The 17,120-nt window shown below is 71.0% G+C and carries 13 protein-coding genes and 1 riboswitch; of the genes, 5 read left to right on the top strand and 8 right to left on the bottom strand.

Annotated features, from left to right (window positions below; all coding sequences use genetic code 11):
- Position 1: 1 nt before the first annotated feature.
- Positions 2–589: a DUF5998 family protein gene (locus ACFWYS_RS03900; protein WP_384762888.1), complete on the bottom strand. Its 588-nt coding sequence runs from the start codon at positions 587–589 to the stop codon at positions 2–4.
- 75 nt (positions 590–664) lie between these two features.
- Positions 665–3,511, bottom strand: a complete 2,847-nt coding sequence (locus ACFWYS_RS03895) for a GNAT family N-acetyltransferase (RefSeq protein WP_384762885.1) — start codon at positions 3,509–3,511, stop codon at positions 665–667.
- Between the two features lie 178 nt (positions 3,512–3,689).
- Between ACFWYS_RS03895 and ACFWYS_RS03890 the strand changes: the two genes are divergently transcribed.
- Complete coding sequence (locus tag ACFWYS_RS03890) at positions 3,690–3,971, top strand: HPr family phosphocarrier protein (RefSeq protein WP_067441040.1); 282 nt, start codon at positions 3,690–3,692, stop codon at positions 3,969–3,971.
- A 189-nt stretch (positions 3,972–4,160) separates the two neighbouring features.
- Here ACFWYS_RS03890 and ACFWYS_RS03885 read toward each other — a convergent pair whose 3' ends face one another.
- The 4 genes from ACFWYS_RS03885 to ACFWYS_RS03870 form a co-directional block, all read right to left on the bottom strand.
- Positions 4,161–4,856 carry a GntR family transcriptional regulator gene (locus ACFWYS_RS03885; RefSeq protein ID WP_384762882.1) on the bottom strand — a complete coding sequence of 232 codons (696 nt, stop codon included), beginning with the start codon at positions 4,854–4,856 and terminating at the stop codon, positions 4,161–4,163.
- 184 nt (positions 4,857–5,040) lie between these two features.
- The gene (locus ACFWYS_RS03880; protein WP_384762879.1) at positions 5,041–5,826 is read right to left on the bottom strand and encodes a M23 family metallopeptidase; all 786 of its coding nucleotides are present in this window, start codon (positions 5,824–5,826) and stop codon (positions 5,041–5,043) included.
- Positions 5,827–5,838: 12 nt separating this feature from the next.
- Positions 5,839–6,003, bottom strand: a riboswitch (cyclic di-AMP (ydaO/yuaA leader).
- A 214-nt stretch (positions 6,004–6,217) separates the two neighbouring features.
- Positions 6,218–7,606, bottom strand: coding sequence for a M16 family metallopeptidase (locus tag ACFWYS_RS03875; RefSeq protein ID WP_384762876.1), 1,389 nt, complete (start codon positions 7,604–7,606; stop codon positions 6,218–6,220).
- Positions 7,603–8,946: a M16 family metallopeptidase gene (locus tag ACFWYS_RS03870; protein ID WP_384762874.1), complete on the bottom strand. Its 1,344-nt coding sequence runs from the start codon at positions 8,944–8,946 to the stop codon at positions 7,603–7,605. Before ACFWYS_RS03870 ends, ACFWYS_RS03875 begins: the two co-directional genes overlap by 4 nt.
- A 483-nt stretch (positions 8,947–9,429) precedes the next feature.
- Here ACFWYS_RS03870 and ACFWYS_RS03865 point away from each other — a divergent pair, with 483 nt between their 5' ends.
- Positions 9,430–11,886, top strand: coding sequence for a DNA topoisomerase (ATP-hydrolyzing) subunit A (locus tag ACFWYS_RS03865; protein WP_384762871.1), 2,457 nt, complete (start codon positions 9,430–9,432; stop codon positions 11,884–11,886).
- Here the strand turns inward: ACFWYS_RS03865 and ACFWYS_RS03860 are convergent.
- Positions 11,883–13,013: a CobW family GTP-binding protein gene (locus ACFWYS_RS03860; RefSeq protein WP_384762868.1), complete on the bottom strand. Its 1,131-nt coding sequence runs from the start codon at positions 13,011–13,013 to the stop codon at positions 11,883–11,885. The two genes, ACFWYS_RS03865 and ACFWYS_RS03860, sit on opposite strands and share 4 nt — an antisense overlap.
- A gap of 322 nt (positions 13,014–13,335) precedes the next feature.
- Between ACFWYS_RS03860 and ACFWYS_RS03855 the strand changes: the two genes are divergently transcribed.
- Both ACFWYS_RS03855 and ACFWYS_RS03850 read left to right on the top strand, forming a co-directional pair.
- Complete coding sequence (locus ACFWYS_RS03855; RefSeq protein ID WP_384762865.1) at positions 13,336–13,881, top strand: DUF6082 family protein; 546 nt, start codon at positions 13,336–13,338, stop codon at positions 13,879–13,881.
- Between the two features lie 195 nt (positions 13,882–14,076).
- Positions 14,077–14,313 carry a hypothetical protein gene (locus tag ACFWYS_RS03850; protein ID WP_272123122.1) on the top strand — a complete coding sequence of 79 codons (237 nt, stop codon included), beginning with the start codon at positions 14,077–14,079 and terminating at the stop codon, positions 14,311–14,313.
- A 172-nt stretch (positions 14,314–14,485) separates the two neighbouring features.
- On the opposite strand, the gene ACFWYS_RS03845 is transcribed toward ACFWYS_RS03850, so the two are convergent.
- Positions 14,486–15,655 carry a citrate synthase/methylcitrate synthase gene (locus ACFWYS_RS03845; protein ID WP_384762861.1) on the bottom strand — a complete coding sequence of 390 codons (1,170 nt, stop codon included), beginning with the start codon at positions 15,653–15,655 and terminating at the stop codon, positions 14,486–14,488.
- Positions 15,656–15,763: 108 nt separating this feature from the next.
- Between ACFWYS_RS03845 and ACFWYS_RS03840 the strand changes: the two genes are divergently transcribed.
- Positions 15,764–17,014, top strand: a complete 1,251-nt coding sequence (locus ACFWYS_RS03840) for a citrate synthase (protein WP_384762859.1) — start codon at positions 15,764–15,766, stop codon at positions 17,012–17,014.
- The last annotated feature ends 106 nt before the right edge of the window (positions 17,015–17,120 follow it).

Here is a 17,120-nt window from a genome sequence, read left to right as displayed (position 1 = left end):
CTCAGCGGGTGATGTCCGCGGTCGCTTCGGAGAGCGCCTGTGCGAAGGCGAGCGCCTGGCGCACCGTCTCCGGACCGTCGCCGGCCTCGCTGACACGCAGGCTGAGGTCGTCCGCCGTGGAGTTGCCCGTGTAGCCGTGGTCGGCCTCGCAGTTGGGGTCGCCGCAGGCGGCGGGCTCCAGGTCGATGCGGGAGACGGCGCCCCAGCCGATGGTCAGCACGACCTCGCGGGGCAGCGTGCCCGGCTGGTACTGCTCCGGGTTGGCGACCACCCTGCTGAGCACGACCGACGAGATCCGGCCGAGCTTGACCGACTCGGTGGACGTCGTGGCGTAGGGCGTCGGGGAGGTGGTGTCGGCAGCCTGCTCGTCGGTGTGGCTGACGATGAAGCGATTGCCGGTGAGGACGAGGACGGTCACATGCCGCCGCACCTCGTTCTGGTCGAACGTCGTCTCCTGGTGGACCAGGTACGACCGGATGGGCTCGCCGCCCACGGCGGCCTCCACCGCCTCGGCCACGAGGGCCGGGTAGTAGCCGCTGCGCTCGATCGCCGCTCGCAGCCCCTGGGTCGTCGTACTGGTCTTGGCCATGATGCCCATCCTACGGGGGTGCACTGACTGCGAGGCACCGCTCACGCCGGTCTTCACCACGGTTCCGGTGCCGGTTCAGTAGGTGGGGAGGGTGCGGGGGCCGAGGTCGTCGCGGGCGGGCGGCGGTGCGAGGCGTACGGAGGCGCCGAGCACGCTCAGGCCGTGGGTGGCGACGACGACCGGTTCCAGGGTGACCGCGACGACCTCCGGGTGGTCGTCGACCAGGCGCGACACCCGCAGCAGCAGTTCCTCCAGGGCAGGTGTGTCGACGGGGGTGGAGCCGCGCCAGCCGAACAGGAGCGGTGCCGTCCGGATCGACCGGACCAGCGAGGTCGCCTCGCGGTTCGTGACCGGGATCAGCCGGTGCGCCGTGTCCCCGAGCAGTTGGGAGGCGGCTCCGGCGAGCCCGAAGGACAGCACGGCACCGGCCGCCGGGTCGATCACGGCCCGTACGACGGTGTCGACACCGCGCGGTGCCATGCTCTGCACGACCGGCCTGAGCTCCTCCGGCTTCCCGAACAGCGCGGTCAACTCGGCGTACGCCCGCCGCAGTTGCTCCTCGTCCGCGAGATCGAGCCGTACGCCGCCGAGGTCGGCGCGGTGGCGCAGGTGCGGGGCGGTGGCCTTGAGGGCGACGGGGTAGCCGAGGGTGCGGGCGGCGTCGGCGGCCGCGTCGGGGGTGGCGGCGTGCAGGGCGCGGTGCACCTGGATGCCGTACTTGCCGAGCAGGTCGCAGGTCTCGTCGGTGCCGAGTGTGAGCCCCTGTCCGCGCGCGAGCAGGCCGTCGATCAGCCGGGCGGCGCCCTTCTCGTCGATGTCCTCGTACTCGGGCACCCGGCCGGGGTCGGCCGCCTCGCGCCGCCACTGGGAGTACTTGACGGCTTCGGCGAGGGCCCGGACGGCGCGCTCGGCGGCGGGGTAGGCGGGGATGAGCCGCGGGGTCTGGCCGGGGGTGTCCGACTGCTCGGGCGGTGTCTCGGCCAGGAAGTCCAGGGGGCGGAACGGGTGGGCGCGCGTCGTGGTGCCGGGCGTCTTCGGACGCGCCTGTGGTGCGGTGCTGGCCGCGGCCGACAGTGCCTCCGCGAGCCCGCCGAGCTCCACGTGCACCACCAGCACCGGCTTCCCCGGTACCCGCTCGGCCGCCGTTCTCAGGGCCTCGGCCAGCTCGGCGTCCCCGGTCGAGGCGTCCCCGATCGCCGGGATCGCGGTGACGACGACCGCGTCGCAGGTGTCGTCGGCCAGGGCGCGTGACAGCGCGGCGTGGAAGTGCTCGGCCGACGCCCCGGTCGTCAGATCCAGCGGTGGCAGCGGCCGCAGGCCCTCCGACAGACAGGCGTCGTACGTCAGCAGCCCCAGCGACTCGGAGTTCCCGAGGATCGCGACGCGCGGCCCGGCCGGCAGCGGCTGGCGGGCGAGCAGCAGGCCCGCGTCCACCAGCTCGGTGATCGTGTCGACCCGGATCACGCCGGCCTGGCGCAGCAGGGCGGACACCGTGGTGTGCGGCAGCCGCGTGGCCCGTACGGCGTGGCCCTGCGGTGCCGCACCGCCGTGCCGGGCGCCCTGCACGACGACCAGCGGCTTCGCCGCCGCCGTGCGCCGGGCGAGGCGGGTGAACTTGCGGGGGTTGCCGATGGACTCCAGGTACATCAGGACGACGTCGGTGTCCGGGTCGTCGTACCAGTACTGCAGGACGTCGTTGCCGGACACGTCGGCGCGGTTGCCGGACGACACGAAGGTCGACACACCGGTGACGCCGGTCACTCCGCCGCCACGGCGGTGCAGCCGGGACAGCAGCGCGATCCCGATCGCCCCGGACTGCGCGAACAGCCCGATCCTGCCGGGGCGGGGCATCTCGGGGGCCAGCGAGGCGTTCAGCCGTACGTCGGCGGAGGTGTTGATGACGCCGAAGGCGTTCGGCCCGATGATGCGCATGCCGTACGCACGCGCGTGCCGTACGAGTGCGCGCTGACGCTCCCGCCCGTCGGGCCCGCTCTCGGCGTACCCGGCGGAGAGGACGACCAGCCCCTGCACGCCGTGCTCGCCGCACTCGGCGACGACCTCGGGGACGTACTCGGCCGGTACGGCGACCACCGCGAGGTCGACGTGCTCCCCGATCTCCCCCACGGAGCGGTGCGCGGGCACGCCGTCGAGCTCCTTGAGGTCCTGCGGGAACGCCTTGTTCACCGCGTACAGCCGCCCCGTGAACCCGGCGTCCCTGATGTTGCCGAGGACGCCGCGGCCCACCCCGCCGGGTGAGCGGCCGACGCCGATGACGGCGACGGAGCCGGGCGTCAGCAGCCGCCGTACGGACCGGGCCTCGGCGCGCTGCTCGCGCGCGTACTGCACGGCGAGTGAGCGGTCCGTCGGCTCCAGGTCGAACTCCAGACGTACGACGCCGTCCTCGAAGCTGCGCTTCTGTGTGTACCCGGCGTCCGTGAAGACCTTGATCATCTTGGTGTTGGCGGGCAGCACCTCGGCGGCGAACCGGCGGATGTCGCGCTCGCGCGCGACCGCGCCGATGTGTTCCAGAAGGGCGGAGGCGACGCCGCGCCCCTGGTGGGCGTCCTGGACGAGGAAGGCGACCTCGGCCTCGTCGGCGGGTGCCGACGCGGGCATTCCGTCGGCGCCGATCCGGTCGTAGCGTACGGTTGCGATGAACTCGCCGCCCACCGTGGCCGCGAGTCCCACCCGGTCCACAAAGTCGTGGTGCGTGAAGCGGTGGACGTCCTTCGCGGACAGTCGCGGGTAGGGCGCGAAGAAGCGGTAGTACTTCGACTCGTCCGACACCTGCTCGTAGAAGCTGACCAGGCGCTCGGCGTCATCAACGGTGATGGGGCGGATGCGCGCGGTGCCGCCGTCGCGCAGCACCACGTCGGCTTCCCAGTGGGCGGGGTACTCGTGCCGGTCCGAGGCGCTCTGCATGGGGCCCAGGTTACGGCTCGCGTATGACAACGGCGCGAGGCAGTCTGTGGAGGACGTATGTCGGGTCGAGGCCGCGACCCGACGGTCACCGCGAGAGGGGTGTTTTGTCCCTCCCGGCATGCTTCACGGGTGTGGGAAACTGGTCTAGACAACCCTGAACACCGAAGGGCAGCATCACATGGCTGAGCGCCGCGTCAACGTCGGCTGGGCCGAGGGTCTCCACGCCCGCCCCGCTTCCATCTTCGTCCGGGCCGCCACGGCCGCAGGTATCCCGGTGACGATCGCCAAGGCTGACGGCAACCCCGTCAACGCGGCTTCCATGCTGGCTGTCCTGGGTCTGGGCGCCCAGGGCGGCGAGGAGATCGTCCTCGCCTCCGACGCCGAGGGTGCGGACGTCGCCCTCGACCGTCTGGCGAAGCTGGTCTCCGAGGGCCTTGAGGAACTGCCCGAGACGGTCTGAATGACCTGAGCGGGACTCCGCAGCAAGCGGTGAAGCCGCGTCCGTCTTTCCGGCGGGCGCGGCTTCGTCGTTTTCGAGCAGGAGGCATACGGGTTTCCGCGCGGCGGCCGACGGAATTCACGGCACCCGAAAAAGGGCAGCGGAAATTTCCCGCCACCGAATATCCCTTCTTTGTATACGGCGCCCGTGTTAATGCCGCAGGCTCGGCATGTTTACGGGATGTTGCGAATTCCTCACACGCTCCGCGCGGTCACCGCCGGAGCCGAACCGCAGCCGGTGCGCGGAGGTCGAGCGCTCGGTGTGCAGCATGGTGATCGCGCGGGCGCGTTCGCCGTCGCCGCGCGCCACCGCGTCCACGATCGCGCCGTGCTCGGTCCAGGACTCCACCGGGTCGACCGGCGCCTCCACGGCGTACATCCAGGCGATCTTGTGGCGCAGCTGGGTCAGCATCGAGGTCAGGGCGGGGCTGCCGGAGGCCTGCGCGAGCGTCTCGTGGAACCAGCCGCCCAGGGAGCGCAGGTCGTCGCTGTTCCCCCGCCTGGCCCGCTCCTGCCCCAGCCTGACCAGGCCGCGCAGGACTTTCAGATGGGCCTCGGTGCGCCGCTGGGCGGCCCGGGCGGCGCCGAGCGGCTCCAGGAGCAGGCGCATCTCCAGCAGGTCGGCGGCCTCCTCCTCGGTCGGTTCGGCGACGCACGCGCCCGCGTGCCGCCGGGTCACCACGAAGCCCTCCGCCTCCAGGGTGCGCAGGGCCTCACGCACGGGGACGCGGGAGACTCCGTAGCGGCGCGCGAGGAGTTCCTCGGTGAGCCGGCCGCCACGCTCGTAGACACCGGCGACGATGTCGTCCCGGATCGCCGTGCATACCGAATGCGCCGGAATACGCATGACCGACCTCCGCCTTAATCCCCGTGAAACGTCGACGAATGACGTGTGTTCAGTGACTCTATGGCAACCGGCCGGAATTTCCGACGGCGGGCCGGAATCCATGGATATTTTTTGGTCAGCCGATCGTCTCCGAAACGCCGAAAGCCCCGGCTCGGGGAGCCGGGGCTTCGAGGGGACGTGCGGGTCAGATGTTCACGCCGTGCGAGCGCAGGTAGGCGACGGGGTCGATGTCGGAGCCGTACTCCGGCGAGGTCCGCGCCTCGAAGTGCAGGTGCGGGCCGGTGACGTTGCCGGTGGCTCCGGACAGGCCGATCTGCTGGCCCGGAGTGACGCTCTGGCCCACCGAGACGCCGATGGACGACAGATGGCCGTACTGGGTGTACGTACCGTCGTTCATCTTGATCACGATCTGGTTGCCGTACGACCCGCCCCAGCCGGCCTCCACGACGGTGCCGGAGGCGACCGCGTGCACGGAGGTGCCGCTGGCGGCGTGGAAGTCGATGCCGGTGTGGCTGCCGGAGGACCAGACGGCGCCGCCGGCCAGGTAGCCGGTGGAGACGTACGAGCCGGTTATGGGGGCGACGTACGACAGCAGGCGCTTGCGCTCGGCCTCACGGGCGGCGCGCTCCTTGGCCTCGCGCTCCTGCTTGGCCTTCTCGGCCGCCTTCTTGCGCGCGGCCTCCTCGGCGGCCTTCTTCAGGGCGGCGGCCTCCTGGGCCGCCTCCTCCTGCGCGGCCGCCTGGTCGGCGATCTGGTCGGCGATCGAGTTGTCGATGGTGATGACCGGGATGAGGCTGGTCTGCTCGGCGGCGGGTTCGGCGGCGAGCGCCGGAGCGGCCAGAGTGCCTATGACACCGGTGGCGGTGAGAGCGGCGACGCCCGCCGCGCGGGCGGTGGTGCGCTCGAACCGGCCGGGACGACGGTGCTTCCCGGAGGCGCGGTTCTTCCCGGTGGCGCAGGTGAACGCCATGTAGAGGCTGGTCCTTTCCTTCCCTCTCGCCTACCGGGTTAGCTGACGGGTTCGGAGCAGGAAGGTCTCCTACGGACCCCCTCGCGACTGGCGCGGGCGTCCGATTCACCCCAGGGACTTCGATGGGTCCCCGGCTCCCCTGGCTTGCGCCGTACGGGGACTCGGCGATGGCTGACCGGTGCCGCGGACGCGGCGCAGTGCCTGACGGACAGCCCGGAAGACGCTAAGCGGGACGTCTTTCAATACCCAAACGGATCACGGGTTTTGTAGCGCATCCCACAGGCCAGACAGGCAGCCTCTCCCTCAATTCGGGCATAAAGGGGCCCTGGTGACCGGTGAGTCACCAGGGCCCCTACGCGCGCGTGCCGTCGCCCCGCGCCGTGCCTGTCCGCTATTCGGCCGCCACGACGGTGACTTCGCCGATGCCGAGGGCCTCGACGGGCCCGTGGATCTCGGCCGCGTCACCGACGAGGATCGTCACCAGCCGGTCCACCGGGAAGGCGCTCACGGCCGCGGCGGTGGCCTCGACGGTGCCGGTCGCGGCGAGCTGCTGGTACAGCTTCGCCTGGTAGTCGTCGGGCAGGTGCTGCTCGACCTGGTCGGCCAGCGTGTTCGCCACGGACGCGGCGGTCTCGTACTTCAGCGGCGCCACCCCGACGAGGTTCTGCACGGCGAAGTCCCGCTCGGCGTCGGTGAGCCCCTCGCCGGCGACGCCGCGCAGGACCTTCCAGAGGTCGTCCAGGGCCGGGCCGGTGTTCGGGGTATCGACGGAGCCGCTGATGGCGAGCATCGACGCGCCCGTGCCGTCCGGGGCGGAGCGCAGGACCTGCCCGAAGGCGCGCACGCCGTAGGTGTAGCCCTTCTCCTCGCGCAGCACCTTGTCCAGACGGGAGGTGAGGGTGCCACCGAGGCAGTACGTGCCGAGCACCTGCGCGGGCCACACGCGGTCGTGCCGGTCCGGGCCGATCCGGCCGATCAGCAGCTGCGTCTGGACGGCGCCGGGGCGGTCCACGATGACGACGCGGCCGGTGTCGTCGGCGGTCACCGGCGGGACCGGCCGCGGCTCGGCCGGGGAGCCGGTCCAGGCGCCCAGGGTGTCGCCGAGCAGGGCGTCGAGGTCGACGCCGGTGAGGTCGCCGACGACCACCGCGGTGGACGTGGCGGGCCGGACGTGGCGCTCGTAGAAGGCGCGTACGGCCGCGGAGTCGATGTTGCCGACCGTCTCCTCGGTGCCCTGGCGCGGGCGGGACATGCGCGAGGTCGCCGGGAACAGCTCCTTGGAGAGCTCCTTGGCGGCACGGCGCGAGGGGTTGGCCAGCTCGTGCGGGATCTCGTCGAGCCGGTTGCGGACCAGTCGCTCGACCTCGGCGTCCGCGAACGCGGGCGCCCTGAGGGCGTCGGCGAGCAGACCGAGCGCCCTGGCCAGGCGGGAGGCGGGCACTTCGAGGCTGACGCGCACACCGGAGTGGTCGGCGTAGGCGTCGAGGGTGGCGCCGCAGCGCTCCAGCTCGGCGGCGAACTCCTCGGCGGTGTGCTTGTCGGTGCCCTCGGAGAAGGCGCGCGCCATGATCGTGGCGATGCCGTCCAGGCCCTTCGGCTCGGCGTCCAGGGGCGTGTCCAGGAGCACCTCGACGGCGATGACCTGCTGACCGGGGCGGTGGCAGCTCAGGACCGTCAGGCCGTTGTCCAGCTTGCCGCGCTCGGGCGCCGGGAACGCCCAGGGCCGGGCCTCGCCGGCCTGGGGCTGCGGGTGGAAGTCCATGCTGGCGAGCTCGGTCACTGCGCCGACTCCTCGTTCTCGTCGGTGGTCTCGTCGGCCTCGGCTGCGGTCGGCTCGTAGACGAGCACCGCGCGGTTGTCGGGGCGCAGGCGGGCCTTGGCGATCGCCTGGACCTCCTCGGCGGTGACGTCGAGGACGCGCTGTACGGCGGTGAAGGCGAGCTGGGGGTCGCCGAACAGGACGGCGAACCGGCACAGTTCGTCGGCGCGGCCCGCGACCGTGCCGAGCCGGTCCAGCCACTCGCGCTCCAGCTGGGCCTGGGCGCGCTCCATCTCCTCGGCGGTGGGGCCCTCCTGCGCGAAGCGGGCGAGCTCCTCGTCGACGGCCGTCTCGATGACGGGGACCTCGACGTCGCCGGAGGTCTTCACGTCCAGCCAGCCGAGAGAGGGCGCCCCGGCCAGGCGCAGCAGGCCGAAGCCGGCCGCGACGGCCGTACGGTCGCGGCGGACGAGGCGGTTGTAGAGGCGGGAGGACTCGCCGCCGCCGAGGACGGTCAGCGCCAGGTCGACGGCGTCGCACTCGCGCGTGCCGTCCTGCGGGAGCCGGTAGGCGGCCATCATCGCGCGCGCGGGCACGTTGTCCTCGACGACCTCGCGCAGCTGCTCGCCGATGACGTCGGGCAGCGAGCCGTCGCGCGGCTCGGGCTTGCCGTCGTGGGCCGGGATGGAGCCGAAGTACTTCTCGACCCAGGCGAGCGTCTGCTCCGGGTCGATGTCGCCGACGATGGACAACACGGCGTTGTTCGGCGCGTAGTAGGTGCGGAAGAACGCGCGCGCGTCCTCCAGGCTGGCCGCGTCCAGGTCGGCCATCGAGCCGATCGGCGTGTGGTGGTACGGGTGTCCGTCCGGGTACGACAGCGCGGTCAGCTTCTCGAAGGCGGTGCCGTAGGGGACGTTGTCGTAGCGCTGGCGGCGCTCGTTCTTGACGACGTCCCGCTGGTTCTCCAGGCCCTCCTCGTCGAGCGCCACCAGCAGGCTGCCCATCCGGTCGGCCTCCAGCCACAGCGCGAGCTCCAGCTGGTGGGCGGGCATGGTCTCGAAGTAGTTGGTGCGCTCGAAGCTGGTGGTGCCGTTCGGCGAGCCGCCCGCGCCCTGGACGAGCTCGAAGTGACCCGTGCCCTTCACGCTGCTGGAGCCCTGGAACATCAGGTGCTCGAAGAGGTGGGCGAGTCCGGTACGGCCCTTGACCTCGTGGCGGGAGCCGACGTCGTACCAGAGACAGACCGCGGCGACCGGCGTGAGGTGGTCCTCGGAGAGCACCACACGCAGGCCGTTGGCCAGGCGGTGCTCCGTCGCGGTGAGGCCGCCGGATTGTGCCTCCGGTGTGGCCGTGTGACCCATGGGCAAGGTGTCCTTCCGGTCGCGTGCACTGCGTTGTGCCGAGCAGTTCGGCTTAAAGTTCCTGCCACTGTATGCAGCGTCCGAAGGGTCGGCGAAGTTCCCGGTCAGAACGCCGTGCCGGTACGACGGCGAACGTGGGCCGGGGCAGGTGTGCGTCAGGGCGCTCCGGCACGTCGCCTCCGACGTCGGCGACGAGTGCCCGGTCGGCCGCCACGCCCCCTCCATCCGCGGCGGCGTGCCGGTACCCTGCGATCACTCCGGGGAGTGAACGGTCGCGCGGCGCGGACTTGCCGCCGTGGATCCGTGCGCATCTCTGCATCGGCTGCGCGCGCAGGAGCAGGAGCGTCGGCGACACTTCTCGGATCCCGGCCACGAGCCCAACATCGGGTCCTGGTCGGTGGTTGTCAGTGCCGCGGTCCACAATGGTCCGCGTCAGACCCGTCAAACGCTCGCGCGACCAGAAGACAGAAGGAGCCGGCAGCGATGGCCCGCCGCAGCACGAAGACCCCGCCGCCCGACGACTCGTACGAGGAGAAGATCCTCGACATCGACGTCGTCGACGAGATGCAGGGCTCCTTCCTTGAGTACGCCTACTCGGTCATCTACTCCCGCGCCCTGCCGGACGCCCGTGACGGCCTGAAGCCCGTGCATCGCCGCATCGTCTACCAGATGAACGAGATGGGCCTGCGCCCCGACCGCGGCTATGTGAAGTGCGCCCGCGTCGTCGGCGAGGTCATGGGTAAGTTGCACCCGCACGGCGACGCGTCGATCTACGACGCCCTGGTGCGCATGGCCCAGCCCTTCTCGATGCGCGTCCCGCTGGTCGACGGCCACGGCAACTTCGGCTCGCTGGGCAATGACGACCCGCCGGCCGCCATGCGGTACACCGAGTGCCGGCAGGCCGCGGCGACGAGCCTGATGACCGAGTCGATCGACGAGGACACGGTCGACTTCGTCCCCAACTACGACGGCCAGGAGCGGGAGCCGCAGGCCCTGCCCGCCGCCTTCCCGAACCTCCTGGTCAACGGCTCCTCCGGCATCGCCGTCGGCATGGCCACGAACATGCCGCCGCACAACCTCGCCGAGGTCATCTCGGCCGCCCGCCATCTGATCCGCCACCCGAACGCGGATCTGGACACGCTGATGAAGCACGTCCCGGGCCCCGACCTGCCCACCGGCGGCCGGATCGTCGGCCTCTCCGGCGTGCGGGACGCCTACGAGACGGGCCGCGGCACCTTCAAGATCCGCGCCACGGTCGAGATCGACACCGTGACCGCCCGCCGCAAGGGCCTGGTCGTCACCGAGCTGCCCTTCACGGTCGGCCCGGAGAAGGTCATCGCCAAGATCAAGGACCTGGTCGGCTCGAAGAAGCTCCAGGGCATCGCCGACGTGAAGGACCTCACCGACCGCGAGCACGGTCTGCGCCTGGTCATCGAGATCAAGAACGGCTTCGTGCCGGAGGCGGTCCTGGAGCAGCTGTACAAGCTGACGCCGATGGAGGAGTCCTTCGGTATCAACAACGTCGCTCTGGTCGACGGCCAGCCCCTCACCCTGGGCCTCAAGGAGCTCCTGGAGGTCTACCTCGACCACCGCTTCGAGGTCGTACGGCGGCGCAGCGAGTTCCGCCGCAGCAAGCGGCGCGACCGCCTGCACCTGGTCGAGGGCCTGCTCACCGCGCTGGTGGACATCGACGAGGTCATCCGTCTGATCCGCTCCAGCGACAACAGCGCACAGGCCAAGCAGCGCCTGATGGAGCGCTTCTCCCTGTCCGAGGTTCAGACCCAGTACATCCTCGACACGCCGCTGCGCCGTCTCACCAAGTTCGACCGCATCGAGCTGGAGGCGGAGAAGACCCGCCTCAACGAGGAGATCGCCGAGCTGACCCGGATCCTGGAGTCGGACGCGGAGCTGCGCAAGCTGGTCTCCTCCGAACTGGCCGCGGTGGCCAAGAAGTTCGGCACCGAGCGGCGCACGGTCCTGCTGGAGACGGCGGGCTCACCGGTGGCCGCCGTACCGCTGCAGGTGGCGGACGACCCGTGCCGGGTACTGCTGTCCTCGACGGGTCTGCTGGCCCGTACGGCGAACGGCGACCCCTTCGCGGAGGACGGCGAGGCGAGGCGCTCCAAGCACGACGTGATCGTCTCCGCGGTGCCGGCCACGGCCCGCGGCGAGGTGGGCGCGGTGACGTCCACCGGCCGTCTGCTGCGGATCAACGTCGTCGATCTGCCCCAGCTGCCGGAGACGGCGTCGAGACCCAACCTCGCGGGCGGCGCACCGCTGTCGGAGTTCGTCTCGCTGACGGACGGCGAGACCGTCGTCTGCCTGGCCACGCTCGACGAGTCCTCCCCGGGCCTGGCGCTCGGCACGGAACAGGGCGTCGTCAAGCGGGTGGTGCCCGACTATCCGTCCAACAAGGAGGAGCTGGAGGTCATCACCCTCAAGGAGGGCGACCGGATCGTCGGCGCGGTCGAGCTGCGCACCGGTGAGGAGGATCTGGTCTTCATCACGGACGACGCGCAGCTGCTGCGCTACCAGGCCTCGCAGGTCCGCCCGCAGGGCCGGCCCGCCGGCGGCATGGCGGGCATCAAGCTCACCGAGGGCGCGAAGGTCATCTCCTTCACCGCGGTGGATCCGGCGGCCGACGCGGTGGTCTTCACCGTCGCGGGCTCGCGCGGCACGCTGGACGACTCCGTCCAGACGACGGCCAAGCTGACCCCGTTCGACCAGTACCCCCGCAAGGGCCGCGCCACCGGCGGCGTGCGCTGCCAGCGGTTCCTGAAGGGCGAGGACTGTCTGGCCCTGGCCTGGGCGGGCCCCACTCCGGCACGCGCCGCGCAGAAGAACGGCACCCCGGCCGAGCTCCCGGACATGGACCCGCGCCGAGACGGCTCGGGTGTCTCGCTGGCGAAGACGGTGTCGGTGGTGGCCGGGCCGGTCTAGACCGACAGGTCGTCGAGATCCTGCTCGTCAGGGTCCTGTACAGGGTCTTGTACGTAGCGCAGGACGCCCCACATGCCGTGCTCGTCGGCGTGTGGGGCGTCGCTCTTGCACACCTCCAGTTCCTTGGCCAGGGCGGTGGAGTCGATGCCGGAGCCGATGAGGACGAGCTGGGTGAGGCGGGTGCCGGCGTCGGTGCCCGTGCCGGTGCCGGTGCCGGTGCCGGGCCACGGTTCCGGATAGAAGCGCAGGAACGGCCCTACGGCGTGCACGACGTAACGGTTCGCGGCGTCGTACGGGCCGAAGTCGGCGTATCCCTTGATCCGGTACAGCCCCTCCGGCCTGCTGTCCAGGAACGCCATCAACCGGCGGGGGTCGAGGGGCGATTCGGAGACGAAGGACAGGCTGTCGTAGGCGGTGTGCAGATGACCCTGGTGGTCGGCGCCTTCGGTTCCGTCGGCGCCGTCGCCGGTGTGCTCGTGCAGGTCGTCGAAGGACAGCTGCCCGATGCGCTCCTCGCTGGGCCGGCAGTCGAAGAGGAACTCCGGGTCGATACGGCCGTAGGTGGCGGGGACGACGGCGGCGCGTTCGGCGAGATCGCGGACCAGGCCGAGGACGCGCTCACCGTCCGCCGCCCGGTCGAGCTTGTTGACCACGACGAGGTCGGCCAGGGCGAGGTGCCGGTCGACCTCGGGGTGCTTGGCGCGCGTGTCGGCGAACTCGGCGGCGTCGACGACCTCGACGAGACCGCCGTACACGATGCCCTGATGCTCACTGGCGAGCACCATGCGCACGAGCTCCTGCGGCTCGGCGAGCCCGCTGGCCTCGATGACGATGACGTCGATGCCGGTGGCGGGGCGGGCGAGCCGCTCCAGGTAGACGTCCAGCTCACTGGCGTCGACCGCGCAGCACAGGCAGCCGTTGCCGAGGGAGACGGTGGAGTCGCCGAGTGCGCCGGCGACGGCCATGGCGTCGATCTCGATGGCACCGAAGTCGTTGACGATGGCGCCGATGCGGGTGCCTCCGCTGCGATGGAGGAGGTGGTTGAGGAGGGTGGTCTTGCCGGAGCCGAGGAATCCGGCGAGTACGACGACCGGAATCTGCTGCGGACCAGAGCTCGGCTGACTCAACGTGCGACCTTTCTCACGCCGACGGGTGCACCGGCTCGCGGCTCGGCGCGCGTACGAGGATTGAATGCCGACCCAGGATACGAGCCGGAACAATCACCGCGAAGTGAACGATTGTTAGCAGCACTTGCCGGGCAGACGTTGGTCAAGGCGCCGGAGCGTGCGACCCTCGCTTCCCTCTGTGCGCCTCCTCTCCGCCTCCCCGCCGATCAGAGCCGCTCGGCATTCTGGGAGACGGCAAGCGCCGCCCAACGCTCGCCGGTCCCCTCCCGTCGACCCGCACCCCGACGACCGGCGGACGGCCGCCTGATCGGGGGTAGTTGACATGGTCACACGGAAGCACTCGGCGAGGAGGCTGGGCTCCGCCGCACTCAGCCTGCTGCTCGCCACAGCCACGCTGGCGTCGCATCAGCGTCGGCGCGACGCGACACGCCTGGAGGAGCGGCGACTGGCACTTGAGGAGCTGGCGGTCCGCCGGAAGGCGTTGGCCCATCAGCAGCGGATGCACTGGGAGCTGCTGGCCAGGGCGATCGACGATCCGTCACTGGCAGCCGTGATCGACACCTACGACAAGAGCATCCCGGCGGAGAAGCGACGTCAGTTTTTCTACGCCAACGCCTGGTACGTCCACCTCTATCACCTTTATCGGTCGGGAATACTGAATCGCGAGGAGCTGTACGAATACCTGCGCGAATTTTTTCAGAGCCCCGTGTTCCGCGAATACTGGGAGGCGTCGAAGGCGCAGCGCGCGACCCTGCACGAGTCGTCGGAGGAGGCCGGCATCGGGCGCATGGTCGACGGCCTGGTCAGGGACCTCGACGAAGCCGAGACGGACGAGTGGTGGGTGGTGGGTGAGCCGCCGTCCGATTGACGGGCGCAACCATGTCTTGACGGCCGCTCCCCCGTTTCTTGACGGCCGTTACCACCTCGCCGATCATCCCGCCGCCCCGAGGACACGAGTGGATGACTTTTGCTCCGGCCGCCACGAACGACCCGCCAAGGCCAGTACCGTTCCAGTAGGTTCTGTTCCCACCACTGTGCCCAGACCGGTAAGGAACGGTAAACCTTGAAAATCGTGCGCCGCATCGGTGTGCCGCCAAGCGCCCGAGGCAGTAACTCAGGAGCCAACTGCCCGGACGTCTTCGAGCTGAGCGACGGTAACTTCGCCGTCATCGGCACCGAGGCCACCGAGGCGCTTGAGCCGGAACTGCCCGCCGATGCCGCCCGCGCCGACTACGAGCGCATCGTCATCGTCAGCCGCGAGACCCTCATCCGCGCCAAGGCAGACATCCCCGACGCCTGAACCCACCGCACGAGCACGCGTCCACCCCAGACCCGTACCGTCGCACTCCCCGGCCGCGCGCAACCGTTGAGCGAGCCGGGCCACCCACCCGGCGAGCAGCCGGCACCCCCGTCACTGCTCGGTCCCGACCGATGAGGCCTGGAGCCAGAACGGCGCCAGGCCACACGTGTTCTCAGGCCACCGCCTCCGGCACCTTCACCGGCGCCCCCGGCCCCACATACCGCGCCACCGGCCTAATGATCTTCGAGTCCTGTGCCTGTTCCAGGGTGTTGGCGCTCCAGCCCACGACCCGTGCCGCGGCGAACGTCGGCGTGAACATCTCGCGCGGCAGACCGCAGAGTTCCATGACCACGCCCGCGTAGAACTCGACGTTCGTATGGAGTTCGCGGCCGGGCTTCAGCTCGGCGAGGATCGCCTCCACACGGCGTTCGACCTCCACGGCGAACCCGACGCGCGGGCCGCCGAAGCCCTCGGCGATCTCGCGGAGCATCCGAGAGCGGGGGTCCTCGGTGCGATAGACCGGGTGACCGAAGCCCATGATGCGGTCGCCGGCGAGAACCCGTTCACGGACCCAGGCATCGATGCGGTCGGGAGTGCCGATCGCGTCCAGCGTGTCCAGCGCACGACTCGGCGCACCACCGTGCAGCGGCCCCGACAGCGCACCCACGGCACCGACGAGACAGGCCGCCACGTCCGCGCCCGTGGACGTGATGACGCGCGCCGTGAACGTTGACGCATTGAATCCATGGTCGATGGTTGAGATCAAGTATTGCTCGATCGCCCGCGTCCGCTCCGGGTCGGGCTCCGAACCCGTCAACATGTACAGGTAGTTCGCCGCGTACGACAGATCCTCACGCGGCTCAACAGGATCAAGTCCGCCACCCAGCCGGTGCAGTGCGGTGAGCAACGTCGGTACGGCGGCGGCCGCGACGAGGGTGTCCCGGCGGCGCTCGTCGGCGCCGATGTCGTACACCGGACGGAAGTCCTTGGCCGCGCCGAGCAGGGACAGCGCGGTGCGCAAGCCGGCCAGCGGGCCGGACCGTCCGCTCGCCGCCGCGATCGCGGGCAGGGCGGCCCGCACCTCGTGGGGCAACCGCCTCAGCGCGGCCGTCTCGGCGGCGAAGGCGGCGGCACGTCCGGCGTCCGGCAGTTCACCGTGGACGAGGAGATGCCAGACGTCCTCGAAGGGGCGCGTCCGCGCGAGCTCGACGGCCGAGTACTGGCGGTAGTGGTAGAAGCCCTCGCCCCCTCGGACGTCGCCGACCTCGGTGTCGGTGACGACGACACCCGCGAGTCCACGTGGCACGTCGACGCGTGCGGTTGCTGACCTGTTGACGGACATGATTCCTCCCTGGACTTGATTCGACTGTCCATGCTTGACTGTTTCTCTGTCAATATTGATTGAATCAATGCAGCGATCAATGCTCGACGGCCTGGATACGGTGACCTCATGCGCGATCAAGAACCCGGCCCCGCGGGGCGGCGGCTGACCACCCAGGAGGCCGCCGAGCTGCTCGGCGTGAAGCCCGAGACCGTGTACGCGTACGTGAGCCGCGGTCACCTCAGCAGCCGCCGTGTGCCCGGAGGCCGGGGCAGCACCTTCGACGCGAAGGAGGTCGAGACGCTCGCCCGGCGCAACAGACGGGAAAGCGCGGGCGTTTCGGGATCCCGCGGCGAGCTGTCGGTGCGCACCCGCCTCACGTTGATCGACACCGACCGCTACTACTTCCGGGGCGTCGACGCGACCGAACTGGCCGCCCGGCACTCCTACGAAGAGGTCGCCGAGTGGCTGTGGACCGGCCGGCTGCGCCACGGCGTCACCTTCGCCGCCCCCGAGTCCTCCGTCACCGCCGCCCGCCACGCCGTCGACGCCCTGCCCGAACACGCCGGCCCCACCGACCGGTTGCGGGTCGCGGCGATCGCCGCCGCCGCGGCGGACCCGTTGCGCTTCGACCTGTCCGAGGAGGCGGTCCTCGGCACCGCCCGCATCCTCATCCCCACCCTGGTCGCCGCCCTCACCCGCCCGGGGTTCACCTATCGCGACGAGGGCTCGCTCGCGCACCGCCTGTGGAGCCGGCTGAGCGGACGGGCCGCCGACGAAGCGGGCCTGCGGGTCCTGGACACGGCGCTCGCCCTGCTCGTCGATCACGACCTGGCCGCCTCGACCCTCGCCGTGCGGGTCGCGGCGTCGGCCCGCGCCCATGCCTACGCGGCCGTCTCCGCCGGGCTCGGCGTGATCGAGGGCCCGCTGCACGGCGCGGCCAGTGGCCTCGCCCACAAGCTGATCATGGAGGTGCTCGACCGGGGCGACGCCGGCCCCGTGATCGCCGAGGAGCTGCGGGCCGGACGGCGCATCCCTGGGCTCGGGCACCGGCTCTACTCCGGCGAGGACCCACGCGCGCGTGTCCTGTTCGAGCTCCTGGAGGAGATGCCGCACTCCTCGCCCGCACTCGCCGCCGCCCGCGACATCGTCGCAACGGCCGCCCGCCACACCTCGCTGCACGCCAATGTGGACCTGGCGCTGGCCGTGTTCACGGCGTCCTCCGCCATGCCGTCCACGGCAGGCGAGACGATCTTCGCCGTGGGCCGTACGGCGGGCTGGATCGCCCACGCCCTGGAGGAGTACGGCGAGCGCCCGCTGCGTATGCGGCCGAGCGGGCACTACACGGGCCCCAAGCCGCCTCAGCCGCTTCCGGAGTAGGGCACGCCGGACTGCGCGGTGCTGCGCTGCTACCGCACTGCGGTGCTGCGGCGGCAGAACGGCGGAACGCTGCCGCAGCGGGACAGAAGCCTTCCCGCAGCCCCCT

It is taken from the genome of Streptomyces sp. NPDC059010 (assembly GCF_042740355.1).
Taxonomy (GTDB): domain Bacteria; phylum Actinomycetota; class Actinomycetes; order Streptomycetales; family Streptomycetaceae; genus Streptomyces.
Note: the sequence above shows the minus strand (reverse complement) of the source record. Positions and strands in the feature narration are given on the sequence as shown.